Consider the following 20801-nt stretch of genomic DNA (forward strand, 5'->3'; position numbering starts at 1 on the left):
AGCCGTCGCCGTCGCGCTGGACGCGGCGGTTGCCGCCTCGGCCGCCGATGCGGCCGTCGCGGCAGCGGCCGTGCCCGACGCCGGGGCTGCCGCTGCAGCGCCCTCGCCGTAGTTCGGCAGCGACTGTTCGTAATTCGGCAGCGCCGCATTCGGGTTGCCGTCGGAAATCAGATACTGGCGACGCTGCAGGTACGCGTTGCGAATGAACGAATATTTGTCGAGCGCGGCGCCGCTCAGCACGTCACCGGCTGTGAGCAGGTTCGCGCGCGTGTTGACGAGGTTCACGCCAAACAGCGCCCAACTCACCGACGACGGTTCCACGTAAGTGAGCGGGTTGCCATAGTAGTCCGCAACCAGCCCGACCGCGTCGCGCGCGGTGCTCGGCCCGAGCAGCGGCAGCACCAGGTACGGCCCGGTCGGCACGCCGTAGTGCCCGAGCGTGATGCCGAAGTCCGCCGTGTGCTTCGGCAGCTTCGCGATCGTCGCGACGTCGAACAGGCCGCCCACGCCGAACACCGTGTTGATCGTGACGCGCATGATGTCGCTGACGCCATCCGCGATCTTCAACTGCAGCAGATTGTTCGCCGCGATATAAACGTCGCCGATATTCGAGAAGAAGTTCGTGACGCCCGTGCGCACCGGTTGCGGCACGGCCCACTGGTAGCCCTGCGCGACGGGCTTCAGCGCGTATTTGTCGAGGGTGTCGTTGAACTTGAACACGCTACGGTTGAAGCCCTCGAGCGGATCACCCTTCGTCGGCGTCTGCACGGTCGCGCAGCCGGCCAGGGCCGCCACTGCGAACGTCAGCGCCGCATTTCTGACGCATGTGGGTTGCATTTCTTGGTCTCCTGAATTGGCTCGCTTAGCCCCCGGCGCCCGATGCCGGGGCCGGGGCCGGTGCCGACGACGCCTTCGAGGCACCCGAATCCGCTGCCTTGCTATACAAAAACTGTCCGATGAGGTTTTCGAGCACGATCGCCGACTGCGTCATCGCAATCGTGTCGCCGGCCTTCAGCATTTCGGTATCGCCGCCCGCATCGAGGCCGATGTACTGCTCGCCGAGCAGGCCCGCTGTGAGGATCTTCGCCGAGGAGTCCTTCGGGAATTCGTATTGCTTGTCGAGGTCGATCGTGACGAGCGCCTGATAGGTGTTCGTATCGAAGCCGATCGAAGCGACCCGGCCGACCACCACGCCCGCGCTCTTCACCGGCGCGCGCACCTTGAGGGCGCCGATGTTGTCGAACTTGAGCTTGACCGGATAGGTGGCCTGGAACGACAGCGAGCTCATGTTGCCGGCCTTCAGCGCGAGAAACAGCAGCGCGATAAAACCCAGTACCACGAACAAGCCGACCCAGAAGTCGAGAACATTCTTTTTCATCGTCATCCCAATAGAAACCATGGCGGCGGTATCAAGCAGGCGCGGCGCTCATTCACGCCGCTCGTCCGAGCTTGAGCGCCGGCTTAGCTGAACATCAGCGCCGTCAGCAGGAAATCGAGACCGAGCACGGCCAGCGACGCGTAGACAACTGTCTTGGTCGTCGCGCGCGAAACGCCTTCCGGCGTCGGCTTGGCTTCGTAGCCCTGGAAGAGCGCGACGAACGTCACCGCGAAACCAAACACGAGACTCTTGATGACGCCGTTGCCGACGTCGCGCCATACGTCGACCCCGCCCTGCATCTGCGACCAGAACGAGCCGGCATCGACGCCGATCATGATCACGCCGACCACATAGCCGCCGAAGATGCCGACCGCGCTGAAGATCGCGGCGAGGATCGGCATCGAGATGATGCCCGCCCACATGCGCGGCGCGATGACAGTCTTGAGCGGATCGACGGCCATCATTTCGAGCGCCGTCAACTGCTCGCCCGCCTTCATCAGGCCGATTTCGGCGGTCAGCGACGTGCCCGCGCGGCCTGCGAACAGAAGCGCCGTGACGACCGGCCCGAGCTCGCGCACGAGCGACAGCGCGACCAAAAGGCCCAGCGCCTGCTCCGACCCGTAGCGGTTCAGCGTGTAGTAGCCCTGCAGGCCGAGCACGAAGCCGACGAACAGGCCCGAGACCGCGATGATCACGAGCGAATAGTTACCGACGAAGTGGATCTGCTTTGTGACAAGACGCGGCCGGCGCAGGAGCGGGAAGAATTCGAGCACGACGCGCACGAACATGCGCGCCGCGTAGCCGGCCTGCTCCAGGCCGCCGATCACCGAGCGTCCGATTGCGCTGATCATGCGTGCCCTCCGCCGACGCCGAAATCCGCCGCCAGCGACGTTTGAGTGGGGTAGTGGAACTTGAACGGGCCGTCGGGGGCGGCGTCGATGAACTGGCGCACCGTCGGGTCGGCCGATTCGCGCAGTTGCGCCGGCGTGCCTTCCGCGAGCACGGCGCCGTTCGCGACGAAGTAGACGTAATCGGCGATCGCGAACGATTCCGGCACGTCGTGCGTGACGAGGATCGAGGTCGCGCCGAGCGCCTGGTTCAGGGTGCGGATCAGGTTCGCAGTGATGCCGAGCGAGATCGGATCGAGGCCGGCGAACGGCTCGTCGTACATCATGAGATCGGGATCGAGCGCGATCGCGCGGGCGAGCGCGACGCGCCGCGCCATGCCGCCCGAGATCTCGGACGGCGCGAGGTCGCGCGCCCCGCGCAGGCCCACGGCGTTGAGCTTCATCAACACCAGGTCGCGGATCAGTTCTTCGGGAAGATCGGTATGTTCGCGCAGCGCGAAAGCGACGTTCTCGAACACCGACATATCGGTGAAAAGCGCGCCGAACTGGAACAGCATGCCCATCTTGCGGCGCAGCGCGTAGAGGCCCTCGCGCGTCTGCTTGCCGATGCTCTGGCCCTGGAACAGCACCTCGCCGCGGCGCGCACGCACGAGGCCGCCAATCAAGCGCAACACCGTGGTTTTGCCGCAGCCTGAGCCGCCCATGACCGTCACCACCTGCCCGCGCGCGAAGCGCATGTTCAGGTTCGACAGGACGAGCCGGCCGTCGTTGTAGCCGAAGTCGACGTTGCGAAGCTCGAGTAGGGTCTCGGAAGAAGAAGGCACGTAGCTGACAATCCTTTTACGCGGAAGGCGAATTATAGGGCCTTCGTGCGAATGTTGCCGCCACGCGCCCCTACCTTTTAGCTGCAATCATGACAATCGATTATTACGCGAATGTTTGCTGCAGCGCAACGACGGCCGCGGCCGGGTCGGCGGCCTCGGTCACGGCGCGCACGACCGCCGCGCTGCCGACGCCCGTCGCGAGCACGTCGGCCAGCACGGCGCCGTCGATGCCGCCGATCGCGACGAGCGGCACCACGCCGTCAAAGAGGCGCACGTAGCGCGCGAGCCGGGCCAGGCCCTGCGGGGCGGTCGGCATCACTTTCGTGGTGGTCGGGAAAACGGCGCCGAGCGCGATGTAGCTCGGCTCGAAATGAAGCGCCGTCAGCATCTCGTAGTAGCCGTGCGTCGACAGGCCGAGGCGCAGGCCGGCCGCTGCGATCGCATGGAGATCGGCCGTATGGACGTCCTCCTGGCCGAGGTGCACGCCGTAAGCGCCCGCCGCAACCGCTTCGCGCCAGTGGTCGTTGATGAAAACCTGGGCGTCATGTTTGCGGCCCGCCGCGACGCTACGCGCGATTTCGGCGGCGAGGACTTCAGGCTCCGCGCGCTTCAAGCGTAGTTGGGTGGTCCTCACGCCCATATCCAGCACGCGTTCGACCCAATCGGCGCTCGGCAGCACCGGATAGAGGCCGAGCCGGTCGGGGCAGCGCGCGAACGCCGGCGACGGCGCAGCCGGCAAATCGGCCACGCGCGGAAAGCGCGCCAGATCGACCGGCCAGGCATCTTCGGCGCGCGTCTCGTCGCCGTCGCGCCAAGCGAGCGCCAGCACGAGCGCGTCGTGCGGATCGAAGCCGCAGTCGAGGAAGCTCGCGAGCGCGGCGAGCCAGTCCTCGGCGAGCGGGCCTGTGCTGTTCAGCGCGTAACGGGCCTCGCCGAGGCGCAGCGCCACATCGCCCGAGACCGCCTCGATCACGCCTGCGCCCTGGGCAAGCCAAGCGGCGCTGCTGCCGGCATGGCCAGGCGCGCCGGACTTCTCTTCGGTGAAGACAATCAGATCGCCCGCGCGCGGTTCGTCCGGAGCAATCAGGCAGATGCGCCATTGCGCGCTCGCGGCCGGCCAGTCGCCGAGCCGCGCGCGGATGCGCTCGGCCGCTTCGCTCAACGCGTCGGCGGGCGGCCAGAAGCGTTCACGGCCGGCAAACGACAGGGTCTTCATGCCGCCCTCCCGCCGGGCCGCCCCGAGGGAGGCGGCGCCCCCTCGGGGGGCAGCGAACGAAGGTGAGCTCGGGGGTCGTTCATGTCGTCCCCCGCGTGATGCCAGAACGGCATGCCGACCACCGGCGTGCTCGCCTCTGCGCTGTCGCGCTCGGCCATCGGGCCGGCCAGGTAAGCGCTGCGCCCCGCCTCGACCGCTTGCGCGAACGCGCGCGCCATCGCCGGCGGATGCGTCGCCTGCGACACCGCCGTGTTCAGCAACACGCCATCGAAGCCCCACTCCATCACCTGGCACGCATGCGACGGCACGCCGAGTCCGGCGTCGACGATCAGCGGCACGTCCGGCAGACGCTCGCGCAGCACACGCAGCCCATACGGATTGACGACGCCCTTGCCGGTGCCGATCGGCGCGCCCCACGGCATCAGCGCCTCGCAGCCCGCGTCGAGCAGACGCCGGCCGATCACGAGATCCTCCGTGCAGTACGGCAGCACCTTGAAGCCGTACTTGACGAGCGTCGCCGCCGCTTCGACCAGGCCGATCGGATCGGGCTGCAGCGTGTAGTCGTCGCCGATCAGCTCGAGCTTGATCCAGTCGGTTTCGAAGACTTCGCGCGCCATCTGCGCGGTCGTCACCGCTTCGGCGACGCTCTGGCAGCCGGCCGTGTTCGGCAAGAGCGGCACGCCATGGCGCTTGAGCAGATCGAAGAAGCCGGCTTCGGCGGTGTCGGCGTTCATCTGCCGGCGCAGCGCGACCGTGACCATGCCGGGCTTCGCGGCCGCGATCGAATCGGACAGCGACTGCAGGGACGGATAGCGCGACGTGCCGAGCAGCACGCGGCTCGCGAAGGTTTCACCGTACAGCGTCAGCGAATCGGCGGCGAGGTTGGATGTCATCGGAGAATCCTTGGCTCAGGCGGCGGGCCGCGATCGATCCAAACGTCGATCCGGCAGCCGCGCGAACAAAACAGACGGCAAATAAAGGTGAATGCGGGCCAGCCGGGTCAGCCGCCGGCGACCGGCTGGACGACGTCGAGCTTGTCGCCCGCCTGCAACGCGCGCGCCGCATGCTGCGCGCGCGCGATGAAATCGCCGTTCACCGCGACCGCGAACGGCGGCCGCGCGCCGAACGCAGCGAGCGCGTCGGCGATGCTCGCGCCTTCCGGCAGCGACAGCAGCTTTTGATTGATGTGGATATCCATGGCTTTGTGAATCTAAGTCGGGTTCAGGCTTCGGCGCGCGGCATTGCGCGCTCGCTTTCGTTCGATCCCCCAAGAGGACTTGCTTCGCAGCGCAGATGCAGCATCGGCGCCCAGCGCTCGGTGCCGCGCCATTCGGCGAAGGCGTCGGCATCGGCGATGCGTCCCTCGATCAGCGCGCTCGCGAGGCGGGCAGCGCAGGCGCTGACTTCGGGCACGATCATGTAGCCGTGCCGGTAGAGCCCGTTCACCGACAGCATCGTCGCGCCATCCCAGGTGATCGCCGGACGATGGTCCGGCAGCGTCGGGCGGCACTGCGAATTCAATTCGAGGATGCGCGCCTCCCCAAAGGCAGGATGCACCGAAAACGCCGCGCTCAGCAGTTCGAGCGCAGAGCGCACGCTGACCGGAGACATGTCCTCGCCTTCGATCTCCGTCGCGCCAATCACGTAGATATCGTTCTGCTTCGGCGCGATGTAGAGCGGATAGCGCGGATGCAGCAGCCGCACCGGCCTTGTCAAGCCGATGCCGGGCGCGTGGATGCGCGCCACTTCGCCGCGGATGCCGCGCAATGCGGGCAACACCGGCTTCGCGCCGAGCCCGCGGCAATCGATCGTGATGTGCGCGTCCGGCAGCGCGCGGTCATCGACACTCGTATTCCACTGCGCCGCCACGCCGCGCTCGGCGAGCCCGGCCGCGAGCGCGGCAAGCACTTGGCGATTGTCGAGCTGCCCTTCGCGCGGCAACAGCAAGCCTTGGTGAAACCGGCCGCCGAGCGCCGGTTCGGCCTTGTCGACTTGCGCGCCGGAGAGCGTCACGAACCCGCCGTCGAACAGCGACGCCGGCGCGTTCGCGCGCACGCGCCGCTCGAACAGCGACGCTTCGGCGCGATCGGCGTGATGCCAGACGACGAGCGTGCCGTTGCGCTGGAAGTAAACGGGCTCAGGCAGTTCGGCGAGGAGCTTGGGCCACGCATCGAGCGATTCGGCGCCAAGCTCGGTGATCAGCGACTCGGCGCTCGCCGCTTCGGCGAGCGGCGCGAGCATCGCCGCAGCGACCCAGGCAGCCGCGCCCGAACCTGTCGCATCGCCTCGCTCGTACAGCGCCACGCTGTACCCGGCGCCTGCGAGCCGCCAGGCCAGCAAGCGGCCGCACAGCCCGCCGCCTAGCACGGCGAAATCCGGCCGGCCAGGTTGACGCCAAGCGGCTGACGAAGAAACAACTGAAGAATGAGCGTTCATCGGATCGATCCTTTCTGTACGGCAAAGCGCACGTACCCAAGGACGAAACCGGCGGGTAAGGCCGGCCGGACGTAAGGCGCCCAAATGGTGGACGCAGCCCGGCGGGAATCGAAATCCAATGGAAGCCAAGTTGACTTCCGGAAACTTCCCGCGCCGGTATTACCCGGATCGGGTGCAAAGGGTCTCTCTCAGCCTCACCGCGGTACTGCCGTCCCGCCCGCATGCGAAGCACCCCTGTTTCGTCGTCGGCCATTAGACCATAAAAGCCGAAACGGCCGCAAACCGGAATGTCCCGTACCCTGCTCAGGTCACCAAATCGAGATAATGGGCCCCGATTTCTTGTGCTTTCCCAGCGGCCAGGCACACGCCTGCGCGTTAAGGCACGATCGTTTTTAAGACAGGGGCGAGTGTCTGGCACAATGCCGTGAGCACAGGCGCGCGCTGGGTGCCGGCACGTTCAGCCTTGCGTTCGTTTACCCCAGTCGGAATCGCTTGCCAGGACCGTTAAGACTCTTTTAAGAGGCTCACGTAAGAATCGGACGTTTCGCGCTGCCCCCGCGCTGCGCGCGTCGCAATCGCCGTGAGCCGGCACATCATCGGGAAGTTCATGAACCCAACCCTTTCCAAGTCCTCGCCAAGCGGCGTGCCGCGAGATTCGAACCGGATTTCCGCGTGGAGCCTCACCAAGCCCTATTGGGTGTCCGAAGAATGGAAGATCGCGTGGGGGCTGCTCGCAGCGATCATCGTGATGAATCTGGCGGTCGTGTGGATCAACGTCAAGATCAACAAGTGGAACGCGGATTTCTACAACGCGCTGCAATCGAAGGACGTCCAGCATTTCCCGCACCTGTTGATGGTCTTCACGGTGCTCGCATTCGCCTTCATCATCCTCGCCGTGTACGGCCGCTACCTCCGGCAGATGCTCGGCTTTCGCTGGAGGCAGTGGCTCACGAAGAAGTATCTGAACGAATGGCTCGGCCAGAGCACGTTCTACCGGATCGAGCGCGACCGCCTCGCCGACAACCCCGACCAGCGGATCACCGAAGACCTCAACTCGTTCGCGACGACGACGCTCGCGCTCTCGCTCGATTTGCTGTCGACGGTCGTCACGCTCGTGTCGTTCGTGACGATCCTGTGGTCGCTCGCGGGTGCGTTGTCGCTGACGCTCGGCGGCATGCCGCTCATGATTCCCGGCTACATGGTGTGGGCGGCGGCGCTCTACGCATTGGGCGGGTCGTTCGTGATCCAGAAGTTCGGCCATCCGCTCGTCTCGATCAACTACCAGCAACAGCGCGTCGAAGCGGATTTCCGATTCGGCCTGATCCGTGTGCGCGAGAACGCCGAGCAAATCGCGTTCTACAACGGCATGGAGACCGAGGGCACCAACGCGAAGAACACCTTCGAGCGGATTCGCCAGAACTTCTGGCTGATCATGAAGTACACGAAGCGGCTCACCTTCGTGCTCAGCTTCTACGGGCAGATCGCCATCATCTTCCCGTTGATCGTCGCGGCGCCCCGCTACTTCGCGGGCGCGTTCACGTTCGGCGTGCTGATGCAGATCGCGTCCGCGTTCGGCACCGTCAGCGATTCGTTCTCGTGGTTCATCAACAGTTACGCGACCTTGGTCGACTGGCGCGCCACCGTCAACCGGTTGCGCGAATTCAAGCGCGTGATGGGCGCGACGCACCTGAAGGAATCAGTGCTGCCCGCGACCGAGCACGGCGGCATCAACCTGCACTACGTCGATTCGAACACGCTCACCACCGAGGGCCTGAAGCTCGCGCTGCCCAACGGCACCGAGCTTACGACGATCGGCAATGTCGCGATCAAGCCGGGCTCGCGCTGGCTCGTGCGCGGACCGTCGGGCGCGGGCAAGAGCACGCTGATGCGCGCGCTCGCGGGCCTGTGGCCGTTCGGCGACGGCGCGATCGACGCGCCCGTCGCCGCGCGCATGATGTTCATCCCGCAGCAGAGCTATCTGCCGATCGGTACTTTAAAAGCAGCGCTCGCCTATCCGTCTGCCGCGGATATCTTCACCGATGAAGAATGCCGCGAAGCGCTGCGCGTCTGCCGGCTCGACGATTATGTCGACCGCCTCGCCGAGTCTGCGCACTGGGCGCGCGTGCTGTCGCCCGGCGAGCAGCAGCGTCTCGCGGGCGCCCGCGCGCTGCTGCACAAGCCCGACTACCTGTTCCTCGACGAAGCGACGAGCGCGCTCGACGCCGATAACGAAGCGCGTCTCTATCACCTCTTCAACGAGCGGCTGCCGAAGGCGGCAATCGTGAGCATCGCGCATCGCGAGTCGCTCGCGGCATTCCATGACGAGACGCTCGAGGTCGAGCGTTCCGGCGAACGCGCAGTCGCATGAACGCGCCCGGAGGGCCTGCCCGCGCCGTAGAATACCCGCCAAACCAGGGCGGGTCTCCTTGACCTGCTGCAAGAGCTTTGCATGGGACAGGAGACCTACCCGATGCGTTCCATCCAATGGTTCGCCGAACTATCGACGCGCGAGCGCCGCACGCTCTACGCCGGGTTCGGCGGTTATGCGGTCGATGCTTTCGACTTCATGATCTACTCGTTCCTGATCCCGACGCTGATCGCGACCTGGGGCATGACGAAAAGCGAAGCGGGGATGATCGCGACCAGCTCGCTGATCTCATCGGCGGCGGGCGGGTGGCTCGCCGGCATCCTCGCCGATCGCTATGGCCGGGTGCGCGTGCTGCAATGGACGATCGCCACCTTCGCCCTCTTCACCTGCCTGTCCGGCTTCACGCACTCGTTCTGGCAGCTGCTCACGACGCGCACGCTGCAGGGCATCGGCTTCGGCGGCGAATGGTCGGTCGTCACGATCATGATGGCGGAGACGATCCGCTCGCCCGAGCATCGCGCGAAGGCGGTCGGCACGGTGCAAAGCAGCTGGTCGTTCGGCTGGGGCGCCGCGGCCATCCTCTATTGGGCCTTCTTCGCGCTCCTGCCCGAGCAATACGCGTGGCGCGCGTGCTTCTGGATCGGCATCGTCCCGGCGCTGTGGATTCTCTATATCCGCCGCAACGTGAGCGATCCCGACATCTTTCTGGCGACGCGCCGCGCGCGCGACGCCGGCCTCGATACGTCCCACTTCCTGCAGATCTTCACGGGGCCGCACCTGAAGGCGACGCTGCTCGGCAGCGTGCTGTGCACGGGCATGCTCGGCGGCTACTACGCGATCACCACGTGGCTGCCTACCTATCTGAAAACCGTGCGCCATCTGTCGGTCTTCAATACGAGCGGCTATTTGGTCGTGCTGATCATCGGCTCGTTCTGCGGCTACATCGTCGGCGCAATCCTCTCGGACAAGATCGGCCGGCGCGCGTCGTTCATGCTGTTCGCGCTCGGCTCGTTCGTGCTCGGCATGACCTACACGATGCTGCCGATCACCGACAGCGCGATGCTGCTGCTCGGCTTCCCGCTCGGCATCGTCGTGCAGGGTATCTTCGCGGGCGTCGGCGCGTATCTGTCCGAGCTGTATCCGAACGCGATCCGCGGCTCGGGACAGGGCTTCTGCTACAACCTCGGGCGCGGGCTGGGCTCGTTCTTCCCGATTCTGGTCGGCGTGCTTTCGCAATCGACGACGCTCGTCAAAGCGATCGGACTTGTCGCCGGCAGCGGCTATCTGCTCGTGATCCTTGCCGCGCTCGCGCTGCCGGAGACGCGCGGCAAGTCGCTGGCGGCGCCCGCTCCGGCGCAGTAAAGCAAAGCGTCACACCCCAGCTTCACCACGTATTTCGACCATGCATACGATTGTCCTCGGCGGCGGCGTGATCGGCGTCGCCACCGCGTTTTATCTCCGCGAACGAGGCTGCGACGTCACCGTCATCGAACGCGAGCCGGACGTCGCGCTAGCCACCAGCTTCGGCAACGCAGGCGTGATCGCGCCCGGCTACGTGACGCCGTGGGCCGCGCCCGGCATGCCGGCGAAGATCCTCAAGTACCTGTTCAAGCCCGCGTCGCCGCTGATCTTCCGGCCGGCCCTCGACGCCGCGCAGTGGCGCTGGATCGCTCGCTGGCTGCGCGAATGCGACCTCGCGCGGTTTCGCGTGAACAAGGAGCGGATGCAGCGCGTGGCGTACTACAGCCGCGCGTGCCTGCACGAGTCTCGCGGTCGGCATGTGTTCGACTACCGCAGGAGCCAGGGCTATCTGCAGCTTTTTCGCAGCGAATTCGACGTCGAGCTTGCACAGCCCGCGCTCGCCGTGCTTCGCGACGCGGGCATCGCGCATCGCGAAGTGACCGGCGCCGAATGCGCGCAGATCGAGCCGGGCCTGCGCTGGGCGCGGCAAGCGCCATACGCAGGGCTTTATCTCCCCGACGATGAAGCCGGCGATTGCGCAACCTTCACGCGCGAGTTGCGCGCCGTCTGCGAGGCGAACGGCGTGCAGTTTCGCTTTGACACGCGCGCGATCTCGCTCGACGTGCAAGGCGGCAAGCTGCGCGGCGTGCGCATTGAAGGCGTACACGGCAATCAGCAGACACTGACCGCCGCTGCGGTCGTGACCGCGCTCGGCGTCGATAGCGTCGATCTGCTTGCGCCGCTTGGCGTGAAGGTGCCGCTCTATCCGGTGAAGGGCTATTCGGCGACGCTTCCCGTCGTCGACGACGAAAAAGCGCCACGCGCCGCGCTGATGGACGAATCGCTGAAGACGGCGATCACGCGGTTCGGCCCGAACCTGCGGATCGCCGGCACCGCGGAACTCGGGGACCGTCGCGCGACGCTGCGCAAACAGGCGCTGGAAACGCTCATGAAAGTGCTCGACGACTGGTTCCCGCACGCGGCCAAGCCGTCGGCCGCGCAATTCTGGGTCGGCCGCCGGCCGATGACGCCCGACGGCGCGCCGCTCGTCGGGCCGTGCGGCATCGACGGGTTGTGGCTGAACCTCGGGCACGGCTCGACGGGTTGGGCGATGTCGATGGGGTCGGGGAAGGTGGTTGCGGATCTCGTCACGGGCGCAAAGCCGGAGATCGATCTCGATGGGCTGACGATGGCGCGATATCGCGCGTAGCGGCGTGCGGGCGGGGTCAGCCCTCCTCGTCCTCCGGCAGCGCCGCCGACGCCAGCTCGCTATAGCGTGCGCCGTGCCGCGCAAGCGTGCTCGAGTAGAGCGCAAGCGTGTCGAAACGGATCGTCAGCCCGGCGACGGGCACCGGCAATTCGCAAAGCGCCGACGCGTCGCGCGGAAACCGGGCGAGCGTGATGTGCGGCCGGAACGCGCGATCGTCCATTGGCAGATCCAGCTCCTCGAGAAGCGCCCTCAGGCGGGCAGCGAGCGCAAACAACTTGTCGGATTTCGCGAGCACCGCCACGGTCAGGCGCGGATGCGCCGGCCCCGGCCAATGCTCGATGCGCTCCGTGCGAAATACCGGCAGCGCCTCGGCAACCGACGGCAGCGCATACCCAAGCAGCCCGCCCTTGCAGGCGGAAATCGTGCCGAGAAACGCAACCGTCAGATGCAGCTGATCGACGGGCACCCGCCGTGCGACGGGCGGCGAAGGGAGCGCCGAGAGCATCTCGCGCGTTCCCGTATCGGGTGCGAGTGCGATGAAGCAGCGTTGCCATTCGTCGTCCACAAACGCCTCCGTTCGTCCATTGGCCGAGCACCGCTATCGCGACCTGTCTATCTCGTTCGACTCCTTTACTTTACTGCGCCGGCGCACCGGATGCAGTCAGATGTAGCGAGGCCGGGTCGCCCTCGCGGGCGCCCGGCCTTCGGTACTGCCTTATCGTCTCCACCCAGCCCTGCAAACTGACCTGGCGGGCGTTCTCCGGATCGCTTCAGCGCGGCAAATCCGAATGCCCCATCAGGAACGCATCGACCGAGCGAGCGCATTGGCGGCCTTCACGAATCGCCCAGACGACGAGCGATTGACCGCGGCGCATATCGCCCGCCGTAAACACGCCTTCGACCGACGTGCAATACGCCTTGTCGCCTTCGGTCGACGCGCGCACGTTGCCGCGCGGATCCTTGTCGACGCCGAACGCTTCGAGCACCGGCGAGCACGGCTGCGTGAAGCCCATCGCGAGCAGCACGAGATCGGCCTTCATCTCGAACTCGGAGCCCGGCACTTCCTGCATCTTGCCGTCCTTCCATTCGAGGCGCGCCGCGATCAGCTTCTCGACCTTGCCGTTCTTGCCTTCGAAGCGCTTGGTCGCCACCGACCAATCGCGCTCGCAGCCTTCCTCATGCGACGACGACGTGCGCAGCTTGACCGGCCAGTACGGCCACACGAGCGGCTTGTTCTCTTCTTCGGGCGGCTGCGGCAGCAGCTCGAACTGCGTGACGCTCTTCGCGCCGTGGCGGTTCGACGTGCCGACGCAGTCCGAACCCGTATCGCCACCACCGATCACGACGACGTGCTTGCCCTTCGCGAGCAGCGGGTCGGGAACCTTGTCGCCGGCGTTGACCTTGTTCTGCTGCGGCAGGATTTCCATCGCGTAGTGGATGCCCGCCAGCTCGCGGCCCGGTACCGGCAGATCGCGCGGCGTTTCCGAACCGCCCGCGATCACGACGGCGTCGAACTGTTCCTTCAGCTCAGCGGGCGTGATGGTTTCCTTCGCGGTGTTGCCGATGTGCGCCGGAAGCGGATCTTTACCGATGAAAACGCTCGCGCGGAACGTCACGCCTTCGGCTTCCATCTGGCGCATGCGGCGGTCGATCAGCCACTTTTCGAGCTTGAAATCGGGGATGCCGTAGCGCAGGAGTCCGCCGATCCGGTCGTTCTTCTCGAACACGGTCACCTCGTGCCCGGCGCGCGCAAGCTGCTGCGCAACCGCGAGCCCCGCCGGGCCCGAGCCGACCACGGCCACCTTCTTGCCCGTCTTGTGCTTCGGCGGCTGCGGGGCGACCCAGCCTTCGGCCCAGGCTTTATCTATGATCGCGTGTTCGATCGACTTGATGCCGACCGGGTCCGCGTTGATGCCGAGCGTGCACGCCGCTTCGCACGGCGCCGGGCAAATGCGGCCCGTGAACTCGGGGAAGTTGTTGGTCGAGTGCAGGACTTCGATCGCGTGCTTCCAATCTTGATGGAACACCAGGTCGTTGAAGTCCGGGATGATGTTGTTCACCGGGCAGCCGTTGTTGCAAAACGGAATGCCGCAGTCCATGCAACGCGCGCCTTGGATCTTCGCTTCGTCGTCGGTCAGCGCCGCGACGAATTCCTTGTAGTGCTTCACTCGCGTGAGCGGTGCTTCGTACGCCTCGTGGCGGCGTTCGTACTCGAGAAAACCGGTTGCCTTGCCCATGGGGTTCTCTTCTAAATCTCTGTATCGGTGAGGAGATCGGCGCCCGCCGCACTTTGGCGGCGGGTGCGTTTCGCTAATCGCTGGCGATGTGTCGTCAGTCTCGGGTGTCGTCCGTTGCGAATCAGGCGGCCATGGCTTCCTTGCCTGCCTTCTTCGCACCGAGCTCGCCGAGCGCGCGCTTGTATTCGGTCGGGAAGACCTTCACGAACTGACGGCGCGCCGCATCCCAGTTCTCGAGCAGCGCCTTCGCACGCGCCGAGCCGGTGAACTGGAAGTGACGTTCGACGAGCCCCTTGAGCAGCGCCTCATCGGTCTGGCCGGCGTGCCACAGCGCGCGATCGACGGTGCGTTCCTGCTCGACCTGCTGCAGGACCGGATCGAGCGCGACCATCGACTTGTTGCACTTGCCGGCGAACGTGCCCTCCGGGTCGTACACGTAGGCGGCGCCGCCCGACATCCCGGCCGCGAAATTGCGGCCCGTCTCGCCGAGCACGACGACCGTGCCGCCCGTCATGTATTCGCAGCCGTGGTCGCCCGTGCCTTCAACCACCGCGGTCGCGCCGGAGTTGCGCACACAGAAGCGCTCGCCCGCGACGCCCCGCAGGAACGCCTCGCCCTCGATCGCGCCGTACATCACCGTGTTGCCGCAGATGATGTTTTCTTCCGACTTGCCGCGGAAATCGTTGGTCGGACGGATGATGATGCGGCCGCCCGAGAGGCCCTTGCCGACGTAGTCGTTGCCGTCGCCGACGAGGTCGAGCGTGACGCCCTTCGCGAGGAACGCGCCAAAGCTCTGGCCCGCGGTGCCCTTCAGCTGGATATGGATCGCGTCGTCGGGCAGACCATCGTGGCCGTACTTCTTCGCGATCATGCCGGACAGCATCGCGCCGACCGTACGGTTCACGTTGCGCACCGGCTGGATGAACGACACGTGCTCGCCCTTCTCGATCGCGGCCTTCGCCTTCTCGATCAGCGTATGGTCGAGCGCACGCGCGAGGCCGTGGTCCTGCTCCTCGACGTGCTTGCGCGCGACGTCTTCCGGGACCTGCGGCAGATAGAAGACGCGCGAGAAATCCAGCCCCTTCGCCTTCCAGTGCTCGATGCCCTTCTTCGTGTCGAGCAGGTCCGCGCGGCCGATCAGGTCGTCGAACTTGCGGATGCCGAGCTGCGCCATGATTTCGCGCACTTCCTCGGCGACGAAGAAGAAGAAGTTGACGACGTGCTCGGGCTGGCCCTGGAACTTCGCGCGCAGCACCGGATCCTGCGTCGCGACGCCGACCGGACATGTATTCAGGTGGCACTTGCGCATCATGATGCAGCCTTCGACGACGAGCGGTGCCGTCGCGAAGCCGAACTCGTCGGCGCCGAGCAGCGCGCCGATCACGACGTCGCGGCCGGTCTTCATCTGGCCGTCGGCCTGCACGCGGATGCGCCCGCGCAGGCGGTTCAGCACCAGCGTCTGCTGCGTTTCGGCGAGACCCAGCTCCCACGGTGTGCCCGCATGCTTGATCGACGACAGCGGCGATGCGCCGGTGCCGCCGTCATGGCCGGCGATCACGACGTGATCGGCCTTCGCCTTCGCGACGCCCGCTGCCACCGTGCCGACGCCCACTTCCGACACGAGCTTCACCGAAATGCTCGACGACGCATTCACGTTCTTCAGATCGTGAATCAGCTGCGCGAGGTCTTCGATCGAATAGATGTCGTGGTGCGGCGGCGGCGAGATGAGGCCGACGCCCGGCACCGAGTAACGCAGCTTGCCGATGTACTCGGACACCTTGTGCCCCGGCAACTGACCGCCCTCGCCCGGCTTCGCGCCTTGCGCCATCTTGATCTGGATCTGATCGGCCGACGCGAGGTATTCCGCCGTCACGCCGAAGCGGCCCGACGCGACCTGCTTGATCTTCGAGCGCAGCGAATCGCCGTCTTTCAACGGGATGTCGCGCACAACCTCGGAACCGATCACCGAAGCGAGCGTGTCGCCGTTCTTGATCGGAATGCCGCGCAGCTCGTTGCGATAGCGGTTCTCGTCCTCGCCGCCTTCGCCCGTGTTCGACTTGCCGCCGATGCGGTTCATCGCGATCGCGAGCGTGGCGTGCGCCTCGGTCGAGATCGAGCCGAGCGACATCGCGCCCGTCGCGAAGCGCTTGACGATGTCCTTCGCGGGCTCGACTTCGTCGAGCGGAATCGCCTTGGCCGGCGTGACCTTGAACTCGAACAGGCCGCGGAACGTCATGTGGCGGCGGGTCTGGTCGTTGATGAGGTGCGCGTATTCCTTGTACGTCTGATAGGAGTTGCTGCGCGCCGAGTGCTGGAGCTTCGCGATCGCGTCGGGCGTCCACATGTGGTCTTCGCCGCGCACGCGGTAGGCGTACTCGCCGCCCGCGTCGAGCATCGTCGAGAGGACCGGGTCCTCGCCGAACGCTTCGCGATGCAGGCGAATCGCTTCCTCGGCCACTTCGAAGAGGCCGATCCCGCCGACCTTCGACGCCGTGCCCCTAAAATACTTCTCGACCAGATCGCTCGCGAGACCGACCGCTTCGAAAATCTGTGCGCCGGTATAGGACATGTAGGTCGAGATGCCCATCTTCGACATGACCTTGTGCAAGCCCTTGCCGATCGCCTTCGTGAAGTTGTAGACGGCCTTTTCCGCCGACAGGTCGCCCTTCATCCCCTGTGCGAGCTGCGCAAGCGTTTCCATCGCGAGGTACGGGTGGACGGCTTCCGCGCCATAGCCCGCGAGCAGCGCGAAGTGGTGCGTTTCGCGCGCCGAGCCCGTCTCGACGACGAGGCCCGTGCTCGTGCGCAGGCCCTGGCTCACGAGATGCGTGTGAATCGCGGCGGTGGCGAGCAGCGCCGGAATCGCGACGTTGTCGCGATCGGTGCGGCGGTCGGACACGATCAGCATGTTGTAGCCGGACTTCACCGCGTCGACGGCTTCCGCGCACAGCGACGCCAGGCGCGCTTCGATGCCTTCCTTGCCCCAGGCCACCGGATAGCAGATGTTCAGCTCATACGAGCTGAACTTGCCGCCCGTATACTGATCGATCGCGCGGATCTTCGCGATGTCCTTGAAGTCGAGCACCGGCTGCGACACTTCGAGACGCATCGGCGGGTTGATGTTGTTGGTGTCGAGCAGGTTCGGCTTCGGGCCGACGAACGACACGAGCGACATCACGAGGTTTTCGCGGATCGGGTCGATCGGCGGGTTCGTGACCTGCGCGAACAGTTGCTTGAAGTAGTGATAGAGCGTCTTGTTCTTGTTCGACATGACGGCCAACGGCGAGTCGTTGCCCATCGAGCCGACGGCCTCCTCGCCCTGCTGCGCCATCGGCGCCATCAAGAACTTGAGGTCCTCCTGCGTATAGCCGAACGCCTGCTGGCGATCGAGCAGCGCAGCGGCTTCGCGGCGCTCCGTCGCGACGTCTTCGGCCTTCGGCTCGATCTCGTCGAGCTTGATGCGCACGGCGTCGATCCAGCTCTTGTAAGGCTTCGCGTTCGCGAGGTTGTCCTTCAGTTCCTTGTCGTCGATGATCCGGCCATGCTCCATGTCGATCAGGAACATCTTGCCCGGCTGCAGGCGCCACTTCTTGACGATCTTCGATTCGGGAATCTGCAGCACGCCGGCTTCCGACGCCATGATCACGAGGTCGTCGTCGGTGATGAGGTAGCGCGCCGGACGCAGGCCGTTGCGGTCGAGGGTCGCGCCGATCTGGCGGCCGTCGGTGAACGCGATCGCGGCGGGGCCGTCCCAGGGCTCCATCATCGCGGCGTGGTATTCGTAGAACGCGCGGCGGTTGTCGTCCATCAGCGTGTGCTGTTCCCACGCTTCGGGAATCATCATCATCATCGCGTGGACGAGCGGATAGCCCGCCATCACCAGCAGCTCGAGACAGTTGTCGAACGACGCAGTATCGGATTGGCCCGGGTAGATCAGCGGCCAGAGCTTCGGCAGGTCGTCGCCGAGCACGTGCGAGGCGATCGCGCCGGTGCGCGCGTTCAGCCAGTTCACGTTGCCCTTCACGGTGTTGATCTCGCCGTTGTGCGCGATCATCCGGTACGGGTGCGCGAGTTCCCAGGCCGGGAACGTGTTCGTCGAGAAGCGCTGGTGCACGAGCGCCAGCGCCGAGACGACGCGCTCGTCCTGCAAGTCGCGGTAGTACACGCCGACCTGGCCCGCGAGCAATAGACCTTTGTAGACCACCGTGCGCGCCGACATCGACGGCACGAAGTATTCCTTGCCGTGCTTGAGCTTGAGCGCCTGGATGCGGTGGCTCGCAGTCTTACGGATCACGTACAGCTTCCGCTCGAGCGCGTCCGTGACCATGATGTCCTTGCCGCGGCCGATGAAGATCTGGCGGATCAGCGGCTCGGTCGCCTTCACGGCCGGCGAGATCGGCATCGCATGATCGACCGGCACGTCGCGCCAGCCCAGCACGACCTGGCCTTCGGCCTTCACCGTGCGCTCGAGCTCCTGCTCGCACGCGAGGCGCGACGCGTGCTCCTTCGGCAGGAAGATCATGCCGACGCCGTATTCGCCCGCGGGCGGCAGCGTCACGCCCTGACGCGCCATTTCCTCGCGATAGAAGCCGTCCGGGATCTGAATCAGGATGCCCGCGCCGTCGCCCATCAGCGGATCGGCGCCGACGGCGCCCCGGTGGTCGAGGTTCTCGAGAATCTTCAGGCCTTGCTGAATGATGTCGTGGCTTTTCTTGCCCTTGATGTGGGCGACGAAGCCGACGCCGCAGGCGTCGTGCTCGTTTTGCGGGTCATACAGACCTTGCGCGGCGGGGACCGAGTGCATCGGTTGCAGGGGGTCGTTCATGGGGACACCGTGTGAGAAGGGCCTTAAGCGGCCGTTAAACCATTTGTTGTTCCGCCATTCGCTGTGCCGGTGTGCAGCCGCGGGGGGCGATCGGGCTTCCTGCGTTGTGCGCCTGGGAACCGCCGGAATTCGGAATATACGCGACGAATCAAAGGAATAGCAAATAAATCGTTATGATCAGACACCAATTATCGAACTGGTGCATTGCCATCCCGTTTTATTGGGGTTGCATCGAAAATGGGCAAAAAGAAACGGCATCCGCAGATACCGTTTCTTTTTGCCGAGCTTTCTGCCGCCCTCGGACCGTTGTCGCAGACGTCCCGTTCATTGCGTATGCGGCGTCTCGCGAACCTTTCTCGGCCGGCCGCGCGGCAACGGCGAGACGCGCCGGTTCGCGGCACGCGCCGCCCATTCCCGATACGAGTCGCCGCCGAGCACCCAGCCCTTCAACGTCGCCTGCTGCAACTGGCTGGCTTCGCGCTCGTCGAGCGGTTGCTCGCAGAGTTCCTTGTACGCGCGCTGCCGCTCGAACGGCGTGTTGCCGAGCGACCAATACAACGGGTGGTCGGTGACGAGGCTGTCGATCGTGAGCCCGATGTGATGCCGGTAGCTCGACCAGCGATAGTCCTCGGCCAGCGTGGCGAGTTGCGCGCGCACCGGACACATTTCGACGACACGGCTCGCAAGCAGGAAGTACCGTTCGCCTTCGATGACGGTCGCGCGGTAGCGCCCTTCCCAAAGCGTGCCGCGCCGCGCATAACGCCGGTTGAAGTGCGCGACGTAGCGGCGGCCGACTGCCTGCATCGCTTTTGGCAAGCTTGCCTCGTCACTCGGCGTGACGAGCAATTGCACCGCGCCAGGCATCAGCACATAGGCATGAATGGCCAAGCGATGATCGCGCGACGCTGCTTTCAGGCAATCGATAAATAGCTCGTAGTCCTGGTCGTCGACAAATGCGGGCTGCTGATCGAGTCCGCGCAGGATCACATGCTGTGGCTGTTCAGGAACGTAGAGACGTGCGAGGCGTGCCATGCTGGATTCCGTTTAGTCGCGTTGGTAGTTACCCGAAGGTCCGAAGCGCCGCACCAACGTTCGCTTTAAGCGCGGCGCGGCTTAGCCCGAAGCGGCGCCGCGCTTAGGGAGAATGCTCTAGCGGGCGCATATGGTCTGATTCAAACCTTCTCTTCATAATAAGCGGGCCTTTAATGGAGGAGCACACATGAAATTAAAACAGGCCATCACGGGGGCGGCGGCGCTCGCCTGTGTGACGGCGGCACATGCACAAACGGCCGGGACCTTTTACTTAACGACAGGGTGGTTCCATCTAGCACCTCAAAGCAGCAGCGACCCGCTGGAAATACTTAGCACTGGCGGCACACCCGTCAATCAATCTGTGGCAGGCACCAGCGCCAGCGCCGACAGCTCCGACACACTGGGCACAAGCATCGGCTACTTCATTACCGACCATATCGCGACCGAATTCGAGTTCGGCATTCCGGCGAAATTCGATCTGCAAGGTTCCGGTACGCTCGCGCCGTACGGCACCCTCGGCACAGTCCGCCAATGGAGCCCGGCGCTGTTGTTCAAGTGGAACTTCCTGAGCCCGCAATCGAAGTTTCGTCCGTATGCCGGCCTCGGCGTGACCCGGGTATGGTTCTCCGATGCAACCATCACCAACGGCACGTTCCAAGCCAACGTCCTGCATGGTCCGACCAGCGTTTCCACGGATCGTTCCTGGGCGCCCGTGTTTAATCTAGGCTTCAACTACAGCTTTACCGATCACTGGTTCGCGGGAGTCTCGATCTCGTACATCCCGTTGAGCGTGAAGGCAAACTTCACGACGCAAGCGCAAACGCCAGTCGGCACTTTGACTGTGAATTCGCAAGCGAAGATCCGCCTGAACCCGATCGTCACCTACGCAAAGATCGGCTATCGCTTCTAAGCGTAGCGGAAATTTTAGGCCTGCATTCGAGACGTCGCACGACATCGTGCGGCGTT

16 protein-coding genes and 1 riboswitch are annotated in these 20801 nt (G+C 65.2%); of the genes, 4 read left to right on the plus strand and 12 right to left on the minus strand.

Annotated features, from left to right (window positions below; all coding sequences use genetic code 11):
- The 8 genes from J3489_RS32025 to J3489_RS32060 all read right to left on the minus strand — a co-directional run.
- Positions 1-837 (minus strand): MlaA family lipoprotein (locus J3489_RS32025; RefSeq protein WP_207004840.1); only part of this gene is annotated, 837 nt, incomplete at its 3' end.
- Positions 838-862: 25 nt separating this feature from the next.
- Positions 863-1384 carry an outer membrane lipid asymmetry maintenance protein MlaD gene (mlaD, locus tag J3489_RS32030; protein WP_207004841.1) on the minus strand — a complete coding sequence of 174 codons (522 nt, stop codon included), beginning with the start codon at positions 1382-1384 and terminating at the stop codon, positions 863-865.
- 77 nt (positions 1385-1461) lie between these two features.
- Positions 1462-2229: a lipid asymmetry maintenance ABC transporter permease subunit MlaE gene (gene mlaE / locus J3489_RS32035; protein WP_207004842.1), complete on the minus strand. Its 768-nt coding sequence runs from the start codon at positions 2227-2229 to the stop codon at positions 1462-1464.
- Entirely contained in the window at positions 2226-3050 is an 825-nt protein-coding gene (locus tag J3489_RS32040; RefSeq protein WP_207004843.1) for an ABC transporter ATP-binding protein, read from the minus strand. Before J3489_RS32040 ends, mlaE begins: the two co-directional genes overlap by 4 nt.
- Positions 3051-3153: 103 nt before the next feature.
- On the minus strand, positions 3154-4266 hold the full coding sequence (gene thiE, locus J3489_RS32045) for a thiamine phosphate synthase (protein WP_207004844.1): 1113 nt from the start codon (positions 4264-4266) through the stop codon (positions 3154-3156).
- A complete protein-coding gene (locus J3489_RS32050; RefSeq protein ID WP_242540475.1) occupies positions 4263-5159 on the minus strand; it encodes a thiazole synthase in 897 nt (298 codons plus the stop codon). The genes thiE and J3489_RS32050 overlap by 4 nt, the downstream gene beginning before the upstream one ends.
- Before the next feature lie 107 nt (positions 5160-5266).
- Positions 5267-5464 (minus strand): sulfur carrier protein ThiS, encoded by a 198-nt coding sequence (thiS, locus tag J3489_RS32055; RefSeq protein ID WP_207004845.1) that lies wholly within the window; start codon positions 5462-5464, stop codon positions 5267-5269.
- Positions 5465-5487: 23 nt separating this feature from the next.
- Positions 5488-6702, minus strand: a complete 1215-nt coding sequence (locus tag J3489_RS32060) for an FAD-dependent oxidoreductase (RefSeq protein ID WP_207004846.1) — start codon at positions 6700-6702, stop codon at positions 5488-5490.
- A 128-nt stretch (positions 6703-6830) separates the two neighbouring features.
- A riboswitch (TPP riboswitch) is annotated at positions 6831-6948 on the minus strand.
- 361 nt (positions 6949-7309) lie between these two features.
- Between J3489_RS32060 and J3489_RS32065 the strand changes: the two genes are divergently transcribed.
- The 3 genes from J3489_RS32065 (at position 7310) to J3489_RS32075 (ending at position 11741) form a co-directional block, all read left to right on the plus strand.
- Positions 7310-9070 carry an ABC transporter ATP-binding protein/permease gene (locus tag J3489_RS32065; RefSeq protein ID WP_207004847.1) on the plus strand — a complete coding sequence of 587 codons (1761 nt, stop codon included), beginning with the start codon at positions 7310-7312 and terminating at the stop codon, positions 9068-9070.
- A 102-nt stretch (positions 9071-9172) separates the two neighbouring features.
- The gene (locus J3489_RS32070) at positions 9173-10432 is read left to right on the plus strand and encodes an MFS transporter (RefSeq protein ID WP_207004848.1); all 1260 of its coding nucleotides are present in this window, start codon (positions 9173-9175) and stop codon (positions 10430-10432) included.
- A 40-nt stretch (positions 10433-10472) separates the two neighbouring features.
- Positions 10473-11741 (plus strand): D-amino acid dehydrogenase, encoded by a 1269-nt coding sequence (locus J3489_RS32075; RefSeq protein ID WP_207004849.1) that lies wholly within the window; start codon positions 10473-10475, stop codon positions 11739-11741.
- Between the two features lie 16 nt (positions 11742-11757).
- Here the strand turns inward: J3489_RS32075 and thpR are convergent, their stop codons facing one another.
- From thpR to J3489_RS32095, 4 genes are all read right to left on the minus strand, one after another.
- Positions 11758-12306 (minus strand): RNA 2',3'-cyclic phosphodiesterase, encoded by a 549-nt coding sequence (gene thpR, locus J3489_RS32080; RefSeq protein ID WP_309491453.1) that lies wholly within the window; start codon positions 12304-12306, stop codon positions 11758-11760.
- A gap of 205 nt (positions 12307-12511) precedes the next feature.
- The gene (locus tag J3489_RS32085) at positions 12512-13978 is read right to left on the minus strand and encodes a glutamate synthase subunit beta (RefSeq protein WP_207004850.1); all 1467 of its coding nucleotides are present in this window, start codon (positions 13976-13978) and stop codon (positions 12512-12514) included.
- Positions 13979-14099: 121 nt separating this feature from the next.
- Positions 14100-18803, minus strand: coding sequence for a glutamate synthase-related protein (locus J3489_RS32090; protein WP_207004851.1), 4704 nt, complete (start codon positions 18801-18803; stop codon positions 14100-14102).
- 324 nt (positions 18804-19127) lie between these two features.
- A complete protein-coding gene (locus tag J3489_RS32095) occupies positions 19128-19835 on the minus strand; it encodes a transposase (protein ID WP_207004852.1) in 708 nt (235 codons plus the stop codon).
- A gap of 187 nt (positions 19836-20022) precedes the next feature.
- Between J3489_RS32095 and J3489_RS32100 the strand changes: the two genes are divergently transcribed.
- Positions 20023-20745, plus strand: coding sequence for an OmpW/AlkL family protein (locus J3489_RS32100; protein ID WP_207004853.1), 723 nt, complete (start codon positions 20023-20025; stop codon positions 20743-20745).
- Positions 20746-20801 lie beyond the last annotated feature (56 nt).

Source organism: Trinickia mobilis (assembly GCF_017315705.1).
Lineage (GTDB): Bacteria > Pseudomonadota > Gammaproteobacteria > Burkholderiales > Burkholderiaceae > Trinickia_A > Trinickia_A mobilis.

What these genes read in the sequence shown, in the direction of transcription:
- mlaD (WP_207004841.1), bottom strand. Translation starts at nt 1,384, where the DNA reads ATGACGATGAAAAAGAATGTTCTCGACTTCTGGGTCGGCTTGTTCGTG.
- mlaE (WP_207004842.1), bottom strand. Translation starts at nt 2,229, where the DNA reads ATGATCAGCGCAATCGGACGCTCGGTGATCGGCGGCCTGGAGCAGGCC.
- thiE (WP_207004844.1), bottom strand. Translation starts at nt 4,266, where the DNA reads ATGAAGACCCTGTCGTTTGCCGGCCGTGAACGCTTCTGGCCGCCCGCC.
- J3489_RS32050 (WP_242540475.1), bottom strand. Translation starts at nt 5,159, where the DNA reads ATGACATCCAACCTCGCCGCCGATTCGCTGACGCTGTACGGTGAAACC.
- thiS (WP_207004845.1), bottom strand. Translation starts at nt 5,464, where the DNA reads ATGGATATCCACATCAATCAAAAGCTGCTGTCGCTGCCGGAAGGCGCG.
- J3489_RS32060 (WP_207004846.1), bottom strand. Translation starts at nt 6,702, where the DNA reads ATGAACGCTCATTCTTCAGTTGTTTCTTCGTCAGCCGCTTGGCGTCAA.
- J3489_RS32065 (WP_207004847.1), top strand. Translation starts at nt 7,310, where the DNA reads ATGAACCCAACCCTTTCCAAGTCCTCGCCAAGCGGCGTGCCGCGAGAT.
- J3489_RS32070 (WP_207004848.1), top strand. Translation starts at nt 9,173, where the DNA reads ATGCGTTCCATCCAATGGTTCGCCGAACTATCGACGCGCGAGCGCCGC.
- J3489_RS32075 (WP_207004849.1), top strand. Translation starts at nt 10,473, where the DNA reads ATGCATACGATTGTCCTCGGCGGCGGCGTGATCGGCGTCGCCACCGCG.
- J3489_RS32085 (WP_207004850.1), bottom strand. Translation starts at nt 13,978, where the DNA reads ATGGGCAAGGCAACCGGTTTTCTCGAGTACGAACGCCGCCACGAGGCG.
- J3489_RS32090 (WP_207004851.1), bottom strand. Translation starts at nt 18,803, where the DNA reads ATGAACGACCCCCTGCAACCGATGCACTCGGTCCCCGCCGCGCAAGGT.
- J3489_RS32095 (WP_207004852.1), bottom strand. Translation starts at nt 19,835, where the DNA reads ATGGCACGCCTCGCACGTCTCTACGTTCCTGAACAGCCACAGCATGTG.
- J3489_RS32100 (WP_207004853.1), top strand. Translation starts at nt 20,023, where the DNA reads ATGAAATTAAAACAGGCCATCACGGGGGCGGCGGCGCTCGCCTGTGTG.